Raw genomic sequence first — 14,939 nt, 5'->3', positions numbered from 1 at the left:
CGTCGCAATGACGAAGGTTGCAGCACAACGCAGTAGATGAACTTTTTCCAAAGTCGTTAGTCGATGACTTTGGGTACCCGGAAGAATTCACCCCGCGCATCCGGCGCGTTGGTCAATGAATTTTCTGTGCCGATAGAATCCAATATTTTATCTTCGCGAAAAGCGTTAGTTACAGCAATAGCATGGCTCATTGGTGCCACGCCTTTCGTATCCAATTCATTTAGCTTATCTATATAGAGTAGAATATCATTGAGCTGGGCGGTAAATTTTTCAGTTTCCTTTTCCGTTACTTCCAGGCGTGCCAGATGTGCCACATATTCAACTTCCCGGGAACTTATTTTCAAAACATAATCTCCTTAGAACACTTTCCAGTAGGGACGAATTCTGGAAATGACTTTATTAATTAATTGTTCGGTTTCTTCATCGGCATCTTTTTCAAGATGAGAGAGCCTCTCTTCTGAAACATGTGTTTCATCAAGCATCTCTTCCAGGACAGCCTTTACCGATCTGGTTAATCCAACGACGTGATAACCGCCTTCCAGCACGGCTACAAAGCGTCCCTGGCAACATGTTTCGGCAATATTGAGTAATATGCGCGCCATGGCTGCGAATCCTTCCGGTGTTACGCGCATTCCGCCCAGCGGGTCTTGAAAGTGGGTATCGAAACCGGCGGACAACAAAATCAGTTCCGGTTTGAATTCCAACGCCAGCGGCTGTAAGACATTGCGGTATATTTTTACGAAGGCGACATCACCTGCGCCTTCCCGTAAAGGGACGTTGACAGTGTAACCTTCTCCCTCTCCCTGGCCAAATTCCTGCAAACTTCCCGTCCCCGGATAATAAGGATATTGGTGAGTGGAAAAGTATAAAACCCGCGGATCTTTGTAAAAGCTATGCTGGGTGCCATTTCCATGGTGCAAATCCCAGTCCACAATCAATATTTTTTTCATGCCGTATTTCGATATAGCATGCATTGCCCCGATGGCAATATTGTTGAATACGCAAAAGCCGGCGGCGGTATCTTTTTCCGCATGATGCCCCGGTGGACGTACAAAAGCAAAAGCGTTATCTACTTCACCCTTAATGACGCTATCGATGGCATTGCAAACTCCGCCAACTGCCAGCTTCGCAATTTCATAAGTTTCGGGTGAAGTGGCCGTGTCGGGATCGAGATATACACTGCGTTGTCCCGCAGTACTGGCAATAAATTGTACATAAGAAGGCGAATGGATCATTTCAATCTCTTTGTGGGTGGCCTCACGCGGTTCTATGTGAGTGAATTTCCAATCCATCAAAGGATTTTCCAGCATTTCATAAATTGCGGCTAGCCTTTCCGGACTTTCCGGATGGGCAAATCCTGCCGAATGCTGTAAGTATCTGGTGTCTTTGACAATACCTGTTTTTCTGGGCAAGTGTACCTTCTTTCAAACTGCCAATTCAAGACTATAGTTCGTCTATCATAAATGACTTTAAAGAGCAAAATATTTCCGATGGCCTGTTTCCGAGAATGTTTCAATAAAAAGGCTCCATAAACATGTAACGATTATGGAGCCTCAAGATTTTGAATTTAATACAATTAAATTAATTTTTTACTGTTTTGATGACAGCTTGTACCCGGCGGTTTTTCTGCCGTCCTTCCTCGGTGTCATTGCTGGCAATCGGTTTAGTCAGTCCATAGCCAACAGCGCTTAAGCGGGAGGCCTTAATTCCAAAATTGTTGATCAGGTACTGCCGGACGCTATTGGCGCGAGCTTGCGATAATTTCTGATTGTATTCTGCGCTTGCTATATTATCCGTATGGCCTTCAATTACGGCGGTAGTCTTGGGATATGCTTTCATGAAATCTGCTACCTTTTTAATATCATTATTATATATATCTTTGACAACTGCTTTGTTGGTATCGAATTCCACATTAAGTGCAACAGTGACTGTGGTGGGTGAACCGCAGCATGGTGGACACTTACAGTCTGGAATACGATTATCTATTGTTAATTCCGGTAAACCGCCGGCCCTTGTTTCCGCCTGCACTGCCGTGACGACAGCCATCAGCATTATAATAATTGCTAAAATTCCAATTTTTTTCATGACACTCTCCTTTCATCTTTTTTTGATAAGTTGATTTTTTGGGGATAGTTACACTTTAAAATATGCCAGCATTTCAATAAATGCTCTTTATTAATACTAAAAAATATTATTTATGTCAAAGGTATTCTTATAATTTGTTAATAAATTCTGATTGTTTAATCACGTTAATATTATATTAAAAACATAATCATTTGTACATTTAGGGTGGTCCAAAACAAAGGTCCCATAACCTTTAAAGCGGTTATGGGACCTGATATCTCTTTAGAATTTTCTGATTGTTTAAAACTTATTTATATACTGTCCTTACTGCTTCCATGACAGCTTCAACTCTGCGGTTCTGCTGTCGTCCTTCTTCTGTGTCATTGCCGGCAACCGGTTTAGTCAGTCCATAACCGACAGCGGTCAAGCGTGATCCGTCAATTCCGAATTTGTCGATAAGATATTGACGAACGCTGTTAGCGCGTTTTTCTGATAATTTCTGATTGTAGGCGGCACTGGCAATATTGTCAGTATGACCTCCAATTTCAGCGGTTGTATCTGGAAATTCTTTCATGAAATCTGCCACTTTCTTAATGTCGTCATTATATTTTTCCTTGATGACTGCTTTGTTTGTATCGAATTGCACATTAAGGGTTATGGTTACTTTTTCCTTCACTGGAGCAGGAGCTGGTGCAGGTGCAGGAACAGGGGCTGGAGCAGGAGCAGGTTCTGGTGCGGCTACTGGCTGAGCACAGCATTCTGGAAACAAACGACAATTACAGTCCTTAATGCTGTCATTTACATCAATGGGGGGTAACCCACCGGCCCTGACTTCTGCCTGTGCTGCCGTGACGACAGCCATTAACATTATTATAACCGCTAATATTCCAATTTTTTTCATAATACTCTCCTTTCATTTTAAGTTTGACAAATTGATTTTTTGGGGAAACTGTTTACGTTTTAAATATGTAATCTTAAAGTAGTTATTCTGCTACTAAAATAAATCTTTTATGTCAATAGTAATCTTGTCATGTTCGCAAAAAACATTGACAAAAACAGGAATCAATATATAGGTATATCTCAATTATTACGGAGGAATTAATTATCAATGTTTGGCATAGGAATGCAGGAACTTATAATAATTGCAATAATTGCTTTAATTATTGTGGGGCCCAAAAAACTGCCTGATCTTGCCAAAAGTCTGGGTAAAGGCTTTAGCGAATTTAAAAAAGCAACAGAAGGCGTCACTGAGGATCTAAAAGATGCCTTAAAGGAAGATGAAAAACCGAAGAACGACGATGGTTGGAAAGATTCTCTTTTAATGAAAAAGCCCGATGTGGAAGAAACAAAAGCCGATTCGTCTGATAACATTTCCTTAAAACAATAAGTTTCACAATAAATCCCCTTACATTTTAAAGCTGAAGACAGGCAAAACTTCAAACTATGGAAAATACGGAAACCACGGAAATCACCGAAACTAACGAAGAGCACAAAATGTCTTTGACCGAACATTTGGTAGAGTTGCGCAAAAGACTCACCAACTCTTTAATTGCTCTGGGTATTGGCTTTGCCGGCTGTTATTATTATAAAGATTGGATTTTCGATATAGTTACCAGGCCACTCACCCAGGTTCTGCCTAAGAATAGTTATCTGATTTATACCGGTTTGACGGAAGCTTTCTTTACATACATGAAGGTAGCTTTTTTTGCTTCTCTGATAATTACCAGTCCGTTTATTCTTTATCAGATATGGAAATTTATTGCGCCGGGATTATTGCCCAAGGAAAAAAAATATGTGGTTCCTTTTGTAATTTCTTCATCCGGTCTTTTTATAACCGGTGTTTTATTCGGGTATTTTATCGCTCTGCCTCCTGCCTTTGAATTCTTCGTCAGTTTTAACAATCAATATTTACAGGCAATGCTTTCTTTTAAAGATTATCTTTCACTTTTTGTGACATTTCTACTGGGATTTGGTTTATCTTTTGAATTGCCGATATTTATTTTTTTTCTGACCAAGCTGGGAATAGTAAACGCTGAAAAACTTTCCAGGCAAAGAAGGTATGCCGTTTTAGCTATTTTTGTGATTGCTGCCGCTTTAACTCCGTCTCCCGATGCTTTAAGCCAGATATTGATGGCCATACCCTTGATGTTTCTTTATGAAGTGAGTATATTTGTATCAAAATTTGCTGAAAAGAAAAAAGAAAATGTTGAAATTGATGAAAAGTGATTGGTAAAAATTATGCCGGTGTCCCGTAAAAGATCAAAATATAAAAATAATGGAGAAGTTAAAAAACTTTCCACACTTTTTAATCTTTTTCTGGGTATAATACTTGTTATCCTGTTTGTTACAGTTGGCGGAACTGCCACTTACTATGCCTTAACTCTGGATTTGCCGGGTATTGATGCACTCAAGGATTATCGACCAAGTATAGCCTCCCGTGTTTATGATGACAACAATGAACTCATTGATGAATTTTTCCTGGAAGACAGAAAAGTTATCAAGATCGACGAAATTCCAAAGATAGTCCGTCATGCTTTTGTTGCCTCAGAAGACTCACGCTTCTATCAGCACACAGGTCTGGACATACAAAGCATTTTTCGCGCAATGCTGAAAAATGTCGGAGCAGGGCACATTGTACAGGGCGGTAGTACTATTACACAGCAAGTTGCAAAAATGATGTACCTGTCGCCTGAAAAAAAATACACACGTAAAATAAAAGAAGCAATTCTTGCTTATAAAATTGATAAATATCTGAACAAAGATGAAATTCTGAATTTATATTTAAACCAGATTTATTTGGGACATGGCACTTACGGAATAGAATCGGCCTCTCTCGGTTATTTCGGAAAAAGCGCCAGGGACTTGAAACTGCACGAGGCGGCCCTGCTTGCCGGCTTGCCAAAAGCTCCTACCAACTATTCTCCATTCCTTCATTATGACAAGGCAAAAGAAAGGCAGCTTTATGTTTTAACACGCATGATGGAAGACGGTTACATTTCGCAGGAAGAATTGAAAAAAGCATACTCTCTTCCTTTGAAATTGCGACCGATTAGACCAAAAGATAAAGTTGCCGCTTATTTTGTAGAAACCGTACGCCGTTACGTGCAGGAAAAATACGGGGCTGATGTCCTTTATAAAGAGGGCCTTTCGATCTATACGACGCTGAATTTGTCCGCGCAAAAATACGCGCGTGATGCCGTAGAAAGAGGTTTGACGGAATTGGAAGATAGGGAGAAATATCAACGCGGGCTGGTGCAGGGTGCTCTCTTTTGCATGGATGTAAAAACAGGGGCTATTCGCGCAATGGTTGGCGGACGGGATTTCAACAAAAGCGAATTCAACCGCGCAACGCAGTCCCGCAGGCAGCCCGGATCCGCTTTTAAGCCGCTGATCTATACTGCGGCATTTGATAAAGGATTTAATCCATCGTCACGCTTTGTTGATTCTCCTGTTTCTTTTGAGGATCCAAGTCAGGAGGGAGGCCTTTGGAAACCAAAAAACTTTGATGAAAAATTCCTGGGACCGGTTACCATGAGAACCGGACTTGTTCAGTCGCGCAACATTGTAACAGTAAAGATTCTGCAGGAAATTGGCGTGGATTACGTAGTATCATACGCTACGAATATGGGGATCACATCCCCTCTGTCGCGGAACCTGGCCTTGGCTTTAGGCGTATCTGGTGTAACACTGCAGGAACTGGTTCAAGCCTACGGTGTTCTAGCTAATCAGGGCCAGAAAGTAACCCCCTATTTCATTAAAAAAATTGTTGACCGCACCGGTAATGTTTTTGAAGAAACTAAAGTTCAGCCGGAGCAGGTTATTGATCCCCGCATCGCTTTCCTGTCTACTTATGTCATGCAGGATGTTATAATAAGCGGTACCGGCACACGGGTTAGAAGCATCGGAAGACCTGTTGCCGCAAAAACCGGAACCACAAACGACACTCGCGACGCATGGTTTATTGGCACAACTCCTTCCCTTATTGCCGGAGTTTGGGTGGGCTTTGATCAGGAAAGGTCCTTGGGAAATCAGGAAGTAGGCGGAAGAGCGGCAGCCCCTATCTGGCTTTATTTTATGGAAAAGTTTTTGCAGAATGCACCGGTGGAATCTTTCCCTGTTCCTCAGGGCATTGTTTTTGTTAAGGTCAACGCTCAAACGGGAAAACCAGCCGGCGTTTTGGAAAAAGGGATTAACGAAGCCTTTCTGGAGGGTGCCTCGCCGAAAGATAAAGCAGGCGGCATGGGCGAAGAAAAGGAAGATTTATTCAGATAAAAATGCAGACATCTGTAAAATTTTAAATGATGATTGCCGTTACTTTGTATTTACGACTGGTTTCGGAGGTAATTGAGGCAATGGTGGCATGTAAGGCTTAGGCCTTGTTTGTAGTTGCACGGGTGGAACCGATTGTCTGGATGTAGAATCATGTGCCGCACCGGCCGATGTCGTCTTCGCTATCGCTTCACCATGCCTTCTTTCTTTCCCTGTACTCAAAGTGACAGTAATTTTATTTTCACCATGAACCAGAAATATAAATTCTGGATTAACTTTTACTAATTTATATCCGGCAATCATATCTCCCTCTTTAACCGCAACTTGTCTCTTTCCTCTTCCCGGTGTGGAGTATGGGCTTTTTCTATCCTCAATATAAGCTATCTTTTTATCATCTGTGATTAAAGTTCCATAAAGAACAATATCCGGAATGGCCATTTGTTGTTCTTCTTTAATTTCTGAAGGTATTTTCCTGAGAGGATGAAATAGATTTTTTTCCGATATAACGCCATAGTCCAAATAATTAGCGGTACTTTCTTTAACTGTTTTTTCTTCATTCTCAATCAAAGCTTCTTTTGATTTGGAAATTGTAAAAATATTATTTTTATCAACAAGAGACTCACCCAGTTTTAAGGATAAAAATATTGCTAATATTAAAAGCAACAAATTCAGAATATTAATGTTCTTTAGAAAAATTTTCATCGGGCTCATATTTTATTGTACACCTGTTAATGCCGCGATTTTTAATTTCGCAATTAAATCTTTAGGAGCAGTGTAATTTCTTACCCGAACATCCATTTCTTTTACAACCAGATAAGGAGTTTGCGTTTCAATTGCAAAAAGAGTATCGGAAAGAGCTCTAACATCAGGAAAAATAACGTCCAGCACTACATTCGTGACTTTGAATTTTCCACATTCCTCTGGTTTTTCTACTCTTTCAGAATTGATTGTGCCGCCTCTGCTCGTAATAATACCCTTAACCGAATCCTGTAGATTAGCAGATGCGATAGCCGATGTCTGAGCTGTCATGATTTTAACATTCTCACCATTACGTAAATCTTTAAGAGCCAGAATTTGCTTTTCCAGAGAGTTTTTTTGATAAATCGCCTCCATGTATTTCTGTAAAGTTTTTATTTTCACCATCTTCAAATCATTTACAGAACTTACTTCCTCACGAATACCTTTTATTCCGTATTCGTAAATTACTCCTGAGGCCAGTATAATAATTAAAGGGATGGCAATAATTAGAAAATTACTTTTTCTTTTCATTTATTTTGCCTATTTCTCCTTGTTTAGTAGGTGCATTTTCATTTTTCAGCTCAGTTTTAATTACAAAACGCTCGTTGTTTTGCCGCTGATCTCTAAATGTAGGAGACGCAAATTCTGCTTTTTGAAAATATTTGGAATTCTCCAGCTTAGAAATTATTCCTGTAGCTGATGAAGTATAACCTTCAATTTCAACCATATTTTCAGTGACTCGTATCCGGGTAAGCCATGTTTTAGCCGGTAATATTTTCGTGATTTCTTTTAAAATATCAATTGCCGGAATGCTATGTTTTTTGAAATTATTAATTGTTTTAATTTCTGATGATATCGTTTCAATTTCTTTCTTTAAGGCTTCGATTTTCTTGATTTCCGGTTTTAAAGAACTTATACGGTTATCTATCTGCTCAATACTTTGTTGCCCCGCAATAATAGGAGAAATGAGATGAAACACTCCAATTGAAAGAATTATCGTGAGTAATATTGCAGTCGCAATAAAAGGTGTATTTTTTTGCTTCCCATTCTTGACAGACAATAAATTAAATTCATTTTTATCGGCGGTAACTGTTTCTAAAAAACAGCCAAGGGCAAAAGAAGAAATCTCTCCGCTGCTTTCCGGTAAACCGAGTTTATTATTCCGTTTCAAGTTGAGAATCTGAAATTTAGATAATTTCTCACAAATTTTTTTATGGAGTTTTTCATCGGCATTGATCACAATTTTTGTCCCGACTTTGTCGGGACCGCTTTTTGTTAAAATATCTATAAGCGAATTAGTTTCGTTAATAATTTTATTTATTTCGGAATCATCCAAAAATTTTACTTTACCGGATGTGGAATTAACATTGAAATCATTGATAATCACTCCACATTCATAAGACTTTTCATTTACAGATACAAAAATTGAATTTTTGATTTTGTAAGTGTCTTTGATCAGCTTTTTAATGACAAATGCGCTGATGCTTATCTTTTCAAAATTTATGTTTTTACCGCGGAGAGCTTCCAGAAAAGAATTTATTCGGTCGGCCTTGGCCACGGCTAATAAGACTTTTATTTTATCCTGATTTTCGTCGATTATTTTATAATCATAATAGGCATTTTCGGGAGTCAGCGGAGTAAGACGATCAAGCTCATAATATATTACGTTGGCCAAATCATCTCTAACTGTCACAGGAAATTCAGCAACCTGCACAATTGTCCATGCTTTAGGAACACTCAGTACAAAAGAAGCTTTAGTTGCTTCCATTTCACCGACGGCTTTAGAAACTACTGCGGTAAAATATTCCGGAGTAAGTTCTTTATTTTCTTCCAGCGGAAATTTCTTAAAATATTTAATTGATATCTTCCAGAATATTTTTGTGCCCGAAATAAAATAAATGCCATCGTCTTCAATTGATACAGAGACAACTTTGGCAATAGAGAAGAGATTATCAGCAAGGCTAAACGATAAAAACTTCCACAGTAGCCTGCCGAATTTTTCCAACGACACAAGAACGGAATTAAATTTATTTCTATAATCTATCATATTTTATGACTTCTTTATTAGTGAAACTCCAATTCCGAAAGCAAAGCGCAGCGGAATTGGTAAGTTGAACAATCCCGCAAAGCGGAGGGTCAAATATTCCGCAGCTTGCTTTGCGTTTTCATGCTCGTGATGTTTGCCGGACTTTGATAATAAAGAATTCTGTAACGATCGCTGCCCTCCACCATAATTATTGATTTAATAGGGTAGCCTTTCTTATCAGCATTTTTTTCTTTATAGCCCAATACTTCTATGGCGAAAATATTGGAGTCGCTCGTGGAAATATATTGAGAAATCTTTGCATAATTACCACCTAATGCGGATTGAATATTCGTGCCATCTTTTTTTGTGTTATCGGCTTTGCGAAAGTTAATGATTTGCTGGACATCATTATCGGAAATAAAAGGTATCGCTTTTAAAACTTCCGTAGAAGCAGTGTTAATATTTATTTTATCCGTAGAGGAATATAAAGTAATAAAATTGATCAATCCTGGTTTCTCTTCATTGCCATAAAGAATTTCCGCAGTAACACCTTTAACTAAAAGAAGTTCTTCCAAATTATCAAAGTTTGCATTTTTCGCTTTGTAAGAATCTGATAAACTCATGTAGTAATCATCTTCCGCTCCGGAAAGGCGCGTCAGGTTATCTGTGTCTTTCCAGTCTAAGATGGAATCAACAATCGTGTCTGCAGTTTTCTTTTCTACACCCATATTTACCAGCAGATTATTCAATATTATTCCGGATGAATCAGTCATGATATTGATATTGATTTTGCCGGATTCATCATCGATACTTATTTTGTAATAACCGTTGCTCATTTCGCCATAATAAAGTGTGCCGTCAGTACAATATACTTCTTCCCCTCCAAAAGTAACTTGGTTGTTCTTGTTTGTATTGCGGTAGAATATTTCCATAATTGCTTTTTGCAGTCCGGCTTCGGCCAGATATTTATTTATCATTTGCTCTTTGAAAGTTATTGTCGAAAATATTTCCGTGCGGGCCATGACAGAAAATGAAAGCGCGATAACGATTAATACGGCCGTGATCCATAATACGATAAGCAGAGCTATCCCGGATTCGCGACCAGATGCCGCCACCTGAAAACCGTCTTTTCGAATCTCGTATTTATTTCTTTCTGTCACCTGTTTTGCTCTTTTCACCATTCACCATTCACTGCTTTTGATGTCATTCCGAACCCGCCGCAGGCGTGTGAGAAATCTTTAATTTGACATCAATCAAGATTTCTCGTCGCTTTGCTCCTCGAAATGACAAAGAGGGAAATTCACGCATTTCTCTTCACTTTCCCCCGACCGGCGGCCTGAGCGTAAGGGCAATATTTTTTGTGTTATATGCAATATTGATTTTTATTTTATCCGGTAATCCTTTTTCATCCTCAGGCCACTCCGTCACCCATTTACCTTCCTCGACAGCGTTTTTTAAAAAATATTCAAAACTGATATTATTGCATTCATTAAAAAGAATAGTCTCTTTTTTTTCTTTCAGGCCTATGACTTGCTCAGTTATCTTAAGAAAACTTTTGTCTTTTTCATTTGACTGTACATCGTATGTGACAAATGTATTTCCCCTTGTCCCTCGCCAGAGCGAAAAATTTGAAGTAAACATTAATTTGTCCTTCCCGCCGGCAAAAAATAATATTTTTTCTCCTTCATCATCATATTGATATGGAAATAATGACAGTATTTGCGATTCCACCAGAGAAAAAGATATTTTTTCTCTTTCCAGATAATTTATTTTATTTTCACCTTTGCCCAATGTCCGATGAGCCGTATTCAGCGTCCAGCCCATAATAGCTGCAATCAGAGCCAGCATCGTGATAGAAATGAGTAATTCCAAAAGTGTGAATCCACGACTATTCAATGGGCCAATTTCTCCTGTGATAAATAATTAATTGGTCGTATTTTTTAAAGTATCCGCTTTGGAAACAATCTTTGCCGTTTTTAAAATAACTTCCTTCTTTTTATTGTTATTAAGCCAGCTAGTTGCCAGCGTGATTTCTTCCATCTTAATACCTAAAGAATCCGTGCGTTCTTTTAAACTTTCCGCTATCGTAATTTCGTATGAATATCCATCCTTGTCCGTTTCATTCCATGATTTATCTTCAATTATTTCCAGATCAAGAATTTCCCGCATTTTGGAATTAGCATGAATTAGTGCGTTAATTTGATCATCGGTGGAGGCGAGATTCCTTAGATTTGCAGATGATAGTTGAATGACGGAAGAAACCACAACCGCGATCAAAACCAGCGCCACCATTATCTCCAATATGGTAAACCCTTTCCGGTTTTTAATAATTAACTGACACTTATTTATCATTTTCATTTTTTCTGTCATAAACAACATGGGCGATCATTATCGGGTCTGATTTAATCGTAATTATTTTTTCTTTCCGGGCAAGCTCTATAAAGTCCCATTCACTTCCGGCTGTTGTATCGCAACTGATAATATACTTGCCTTCCCGAACCGGATTTATGTTCGCATCTTTTTTATAAACGGTTATCGAAATTTCAGGAGCGATTGATTTTGTTTCCCGTCCTTTAATTGAAAAATTTCTGGCGTCAAGATCAATACTAATTGTTTGCTTTTCATTCTTAACAAAGGCCAGATGCCGGGCATATTTGATAGTAGCGGCTAATTCCCTGGCCGCGGCCTTATGCTTTGCCGCAGGTAGAGTATTGGCAAAAAAGACTGTTGTAATGCCGACAATTAATGACATTAAGAACACAACAATCATAACTTCAATAAATGTAAAACCCCGGCTCAAATGAATGATTTTTTTCTTTTCACCCTTCACTTTTCCAATCCTCTAATCCTCTAATCATCTAATCCTCCAATCCTCCAATCCTCTAGAAGGGGATATCTGTTATGCTGAATATTGCCATCAGCATTGAAATAACAATAAATCCTGTCAACAAGCCCATTGACAGAATCAGGGCCGGCTCCAGAAAACTAACGAACTTTTTAATCGATACTTTCAGGCTTTTTTCATACGTGTCGGCTATTTTTATCAACATGACATCAAGTTGTCCTGTCTCTTCTCCGACTTTAATCATGGACAAAGCTAAATTAGGAAATATTTTAGCATCGGAAAGAGGTTTCGCGATTCCCTGGCCTTTCTTGATGCCTGCTGATATTTTGTCTAAAGCTGACGATATTACATAATTGCCGACAATATCTTTGGCATTTTTTATAGCTTGTAAAAGAGGGACGCCGCTCTTCAACAAAGCGCCCAATGTGCGGCAGAAACGGGCGGTTTCCAGTTTTAAAATTACATCGCCCATAATTTTGATTTTCAGATCATCCCAATTATATCTGCCCTTTTCTGTTTTTAAATAATTTCTTAAAGCGAATCCTCCTGCAATAATAATCAAAATGATAATCCACCATGTAGATAAAATAACGTTGCTGAAAACTATGAGTATTTGCGTTGGCAGGGGTAATTGTGTCCCCATATCGCGAAAGATAACGGAGAATTTAGGCAAAACATATGTGACCAGAACTATTATGGATAATATTCCGGTAATGACCAGAATCACCGGATAAATTAAGGCGGAAAAAATATGATCTTTTAACTCCTTTGATGATTCTAAAAAATCAATTAACTTTTCCAGCACGACTCCCAATACACCGCCGGATTCCCCCGCTCTGACCATATTTACATACAAACCGGAAAATATCTGAGGATGTTTTTCCAGCGCGTCCGAAAAAGAACTTCCCTCTCTGATAGACCTCAAGATCGCGGAAATAATTTCTTTCATCTTTTTATTTTCTGTTATTTCCGTAAGTATATTCAGACTGCGATCCAGCGGCAATCCGGCTCCAAGAAGCGCGTATAGTTCCGTAGTAAATGTTTGCACTTCGTTTTTCGCGGATTTAAAGCTGAAATTATCGGCGCTGATAAGGCCATTTTTTTTGAGTTTTATTTTTAACGGAATTGCGCCGCTGTTTTTCAACATATTGATGGCGCTTTTTTCATCATGCGCTTCAATAACACCTTCCATGATAACACCTTCCCGGGTTGTTGAGCTGTAGGAATATGTTGGCAATTAAATCTCCTGAGTAACTCTGAATACTTCATTAACCGTTGTCTGACCGGCTTTTATTTTTAGCCAACCGTCTTCCAGTAAAGTACGCATTCCGTTTTCTTTTGCTTTTTCGCGAATTTGACGGGCATCGGCATTTTTAATAATCAACTGGTGAATCGAATTATCAACCTCCAGAAGCTCGTAAATGCCCGACCGGCCGTAAAACCCCGTATGCGCGCACTTTTCGCATCCTCTGCCTTTGAATAATTTAATGTCCGGCCCGCATTTTATATTCGTTCTTTCATCATTGGTCGCCGTTTCATCAAATTCGGCGCAATCCGGACATATTATCCGCACCAGGCGTTGGGCGAGAATGCCGCGAATTGTCGCAGCCAGAAGATAACTTTGCACACCGATATCGATCAGGCGGGTAATCGCCGTCGGCGCATCGTTAGTGTGTAATGTTGAAAAAACAAGGTGGCCGGTTAAGGCGGATTGAATAGCTATTTCCGCTGTCTCCAGATCACGGATTTCACCGATCATTATGACATCAGGGTCCTGCCTGACGATATGGCGCAGTATATTGGGAAAATCCAGCCCGATTTGCGGCTTAACCTGTATTTGATTAATTCCTTTGAGATGGTATTCAATAGGATCTTCTACAGTGATTATCTTCCTGTCAGAAGAATTTATCTTGTCCAACGCGCCATAGAGCGTAGTTGTTTTTCCGCTTCCAGTCGGGCCGGTAACCAGAATGATGCCGTTGGTATTTTTTATTATGTTATTGAAAGTCAGAAGGGTGTCGGTGGGAAAGCCCATTTGCTCCATATCGATTAGAATGCCTTCCTGGTGTAGCAGACGCATAACAAGGCTTTCCCCGTATAAAACCGGCACACTGGAAACACGGATATCTATTTCCGATCCTCCCACTTTTAATTTTATGCGCCCGTCCTGCGGCAGACGCCTCTCGGCGATATTGAGCTTCGCCATGATTTTTATGCGGGAGAAAATTGCGGCTTGCAGTTTTTTGGGTATTAACTCGATATCGTGAAGAACACCATCAATGCGATATCTCACTTTCAGTTCATCGGCATAAGGTTCAATATGAATATCACTGGCTCTACTTTCTACCGCCCGGGTAACTAACATATTGACCAATCTGATGATCGGCGCTTCCGAAGCAAGATCCTGCAGATGACCTACGTCGTCGTCTTCATGAATAAATTGGAGGGAATCATCTTCAATGTTTTCGATCAGTTTACCTATATCCTGAATTTCCTGTGTATAGAATTTTTCGATATATTCTTCGATTGCTTTCAGATTGCTGGAATAGATTTCTATATCATGAGAAACTGCAACCTTCAGTGCGTCAATAACCTCCTGGTTATCCGGATCGGCCATGACAATTTTCAAAGTGTTTTGTTTAAATTCCAGCGGAACGATTTTTTTTTCGCGGATGAAACGCGCGGAGAGCGTTTCCAGAACGAAGGGGACTTTGGGGAAATTTTCCGGTTCTAAATATTTTATATTCTGCATAATCTATATAATGTGCGTATCCTCCGCTGGCGCGTCTAGTCCGGCGTATGCCTGGAGAGGTGTCACCCGGCATGTGAGGCTGTGTCGCAATAATAAATACATTTAATGTCCTCCGCTGGCGGAGGTGTCACGTAGTGACGGAGGTGGAAGCCTGTAACATGGATGGAAATTACGACTACCCTAACACGTCCACCCCCCCCCCCCCCTTAATCCCCCGCCAGCGGGGGACACATAAAATACATAAT

16 protein-coding genes are annotated in these 14,939 nt (G+C 39.6%); 3 read left to right on the top strand and 13 right to left on the bottom strand.

The genetic code is table 11. From position 1 onward, the window contains the following. Positions 1 to 56 precede the first annotated feature (56 nt). The 4 genes from gatC to CVU62_07470 form a co-directional block, all read right to left on the bottom strand. Positions 57 to 344 carry an Asp-tRNA(Asn)/Glu-tRNA(Gln) amidotransferase subunit GatC gene (gene gatC, locus CVU62_07485; protein ID PKN37566.1) on the bottom strand — a complete coding sequence of 96 codons (288 nt, stop codon included), beginning with the start codon at positions 342 to 344 and terminating at the stop codon, positions 57 to 59. 12 nt (positions 345 to 356) lie between these two features. After that, a complete protein-coding gene (locus CVU62_07480; protein PKN38047.1) occupies positions 357 to 1,310 on the bottom strand; it encodes a histone deacetylase in 954 nt (317 codons plus the stop codon). Positions 1,311 to 1,581: 271 nt separating this feature from the next. Then, positions 1,582 to 2,085, bottom strand: a complete 504-nt coding sequence (locus tag CVU62_07475) for a hypothetical protein (GenBank protein PKN37565.1) — start codon at positions 2,083 to 2,085, stop codon at positions 1,582 to 1,584. Between the two features lie 286 nt (positions 2,086 to 2,371). Beyond that, positions 2,372 to 2,965 (bottom strand): hypothetical protein, encoded by a 594-nt coding sequence (locus CVU62_07470; GenBank protein ID PKN37564.1) that lies wholly within the window; start codon positions 2,963 to 2,965, stop codon positions 2,372 to 2,374. A 207-nt stretch (positions 2,966 to 3,172) separates the two neighbouring features. Between CVU62_07470 and tatB the strand changes: the two genes are divergently transcribed. Genes tatB through CVU62_07455 form a run of 3 tightly spaced genes read left to right on the top strand, consistent with a single transcriptional unit; the run spans position 3,173 to position 6,336 of the window. Next, a complete protein-coding gene (gene tatB, locus CVU62_07465) occupies positions 3,173 to 3,451 on the top strand; it encodes a twin-arginine translocase subunit TatB (protein ID PKN37563.1) in 279 nt (92 codons plus the stop codon). Between the two features lie 56 nt (positions 3,452 to 3,507). Then, entirely contained in the window at positions 3,508 to 4,290 is a 783-nt protein-coding gene (tatC, locus tag CVU62_07460) for a twin-arginine translocase subunit TatC (protein ID PKN37562.1), read from the top strand. A 12-nt stretch (positions 4,291 to 4,302) separates the two neighbouring features. Then, positions 4,303 to 6,336, top strand: coding sequence for a penicillin-binding protein (locus CVU62_07455; protein PKN38046.1), 2,034 nt, complete (start codon positions 4,303 to 4,305; stop codon positions 6,334 to 6,336). 39 nt (positions 6,337 to 6,375) lie between these two features. Here the strand turns inward: CVU62_07455 and CVU62_07450 are convergent, their stop codons facing one another. The 9 genes from CVU62_07450 to gspE form a co-directional block, all read right to left on the bottom strand. Further along, a complete protein-coding gene (locus tag CVU62_07450) occupies positions 6,376 to 7,044 on the bottom strand; it encodes a hypothetical protein (protein ID PKN37561.1) in 669 nt (222 codons plus the stop codon). Between the two features lie 3 nt (positions 7,045 to 7,047). Continuing rightward, the gene (locus CVU62_07445; protein PKN37560.1) at positions 7,048 to 7,602 is read right to left on the bottom strand and encodes a hypothetical protein; all 555 of its coding nucleotides are present in this window, start codon (positions 7,600 to 7,602) and stop codon (positions 7,048 to 7,050) included. Beyond that, on the bottom strand, positions 7,586 to 9,118 hold the full coding sequence (locus CVU62_07440; GenBank protein ID PKN37559.1) for a hypothetical protein: 1,533 nt from the start codon (positions 9,116 to 9,118) through the stop codon (positions 7,586 to 7,588). The genes CVU62_07445 and CVU62_07440 overlap by 17 nt, the downstream gene beginning before the upstream one ends. A gap of 89 nt (positions 9,119 to 9,207) precedes the next feature. After that, the gene (locus CVU62_07435; GenBank protein ID PKN37558.1) at positions 9,208 to 10,278 is read right to left on the bottom strand and encodes a hypothetical protein; all 1,071 of its coding nucleotides are present in this window, start codon (positions 10,276 to 10,278) and stop codon (positions 9,208 to 9,210) included. Between the two features lie 133 nt (positions 10,279 to 10,411). Continuing rightward, complete coding sequence (locus tag CVU62_07430) at positions 10,412 to 11,014, bottom strand: hypothetical protein (GenBank protein ID PKN37557.1); 603 nt, start codon at positions 11,012 to 11,014, stop codon at positions 10,412 to 10,414. 6 nt (positions 11,015 to 11,020) lie between these two features. After that, positions 11,021 to 11,476: a hypothetical protein gene (locus CVU62_07425; GenBank protein PKN37556.1), complete on the bottom strand. Its 456-nt coding sequence runs from the start codon at positions 11,474 to 11,476 to the stop codon at positions 11,021 to 11,023. After that, the gene (locus tag CVU62_07420) at positions 11,439 to 11,927 is read right to left on the bottom strand and encodes a hypothetical protein (protein PKN37555.1); all 489 of its coding nucleotides are present in this window, start codon (positions 11,925 to 11,927) and stop codon (positions 11,439 to 11,441) included. The genes CVU62_07425 and CVU62_07420 overlap by 38 nt, the downstream gene beginning before the upstream one ends. A 52-nt stretch (positions 11,928 to 11,979) precedes the next feature. Beyond that, positions 11,980 to 13,179 carry a type II secretion system protein GspF gene (locus CVU62_07415; GenBank protein PKN37554.1) on the bottom strand — a complete coding sequence of 400 codons (1,200 nt, stop codon included), beginning with the start codon at positions 13,177 to 13,179 and terminating at the stop codon, positions 11,980 to 11,982. Then, positions 13,180 to 14,694 carry a type II secretion system protein GspE gene (gene gspE, locus CVU62_07410; protein ID PKN37553.1) on the bottom strand — a complete coding sequence of 505 codons (1,515 nt, stop codon included), beginning with the start codon at positions 14,692 to 14,694 and terminating at the stop codon, positions 13,180 to 13,182. Positions 14,695 to 14,939: the final 245 nt, after the last annotated feature.

The sequence above is a fragment of the Deltaproteobacteria bacterium HGW-Deltaproteobacteria-2 genome, assembly GCA_002840505.1.
Lineage (GTDB): Bacteria > Desulfobacterota > Syntrophia > Syntrophales > Smithellaceae > Smithella.
Note: the sequence above shows the minus strand (reverse complement) of the source record. Positions and strands in the feature narration are given on the sequence as shown.

What these genes read in the sequence shown, in the direction of transcription:
- CVU62_07440 (PKN37559.1), bottom strand. Translation starts at nt 9,118, where the DNA reads ATGATAGATTATAGAAATAAATTTAATTCCGTTCTTGTGTCGTTGGAA.
- tatC (PKN37562.1), top strand. Translation starts at nt 3,508, where the DNA reads ATGGAAAATACGGAAACCACGGAAATCACCGAAACTAACGAAGAGCAC.
- tatB (PKN37563.1), top strand. Translation starts at nt 3,173, where the DNA reads ATGTTTGGCATAGGAATGCAGGAACTTATAATAATTGCAATAATTGCT.
- gspE (PKN37553.1), bottom strand. Translation starts at nt 14,694, where the DNA reads ATGCAGAATATAAAATATTTAGAACCGGAAAATTTCCCCAAAGTCCCC.
- CVU62_07470 (PKN37564.1), bottom strand. Translation starts at nt 2,965, where the DNA reads ATGAAAAAAATTGGAATATTAGCGGTTATAATAATGTTAATGGCTGTC.
- CVU62_07480 (PKN38047.1), bottom strand. Translation starts at nt 1,310, where the DNA reads ATGCTGGAAAATCCTTTGATGGATTGGAAATTCACTCACATAGAACCG.
- CVU62_07435 (PKN37558.1), bottom strand. Translation starts at nt 10,278, where the DNA reads ATGGTGAAAAGAGCAAAACAGGTGACAGAAAGAAATAAATACGAGATT.
- CVU62_07450 (PKN37561.1), bottom strand. Translation starts at nt 7,044, where the DNA reads ATGAGCCCGATGAAAATTTTTCTAAAGAACATTAATATTCTGAATTTG.
- CVU62_07455 (PKN38046.1), top strand. Translation starts at nt 4,303, where the DNA reads ATGCCGGTGTCCCGTAAAAGATCAAAATATAAAAATAATGGAGAAGTT.
- CVU62_07475 (PKN37565.1), bottom strand. Translation starts at nt 2,085, where the DNA reads ATGAAAAAAATTGGAATTTTAGCAATTATTATAATGCTGATGGCTGTC.
- CVU62_07445 (PKN37560.1), bottom strand. Translation starts at nt 7,602, where the DNA reads ATGAAAAGAAAAAGTAATTTTCTAATTATTGCCATCCCTTTAATTATT.
- CVU62_07425 (PKN37556.1), bottom strand. Translation starts at nt 11,476, where the DNA reads ATGTTGTTTATGACAGAAAAAATGAAAATGATAAATAAGTGTCAGTTA.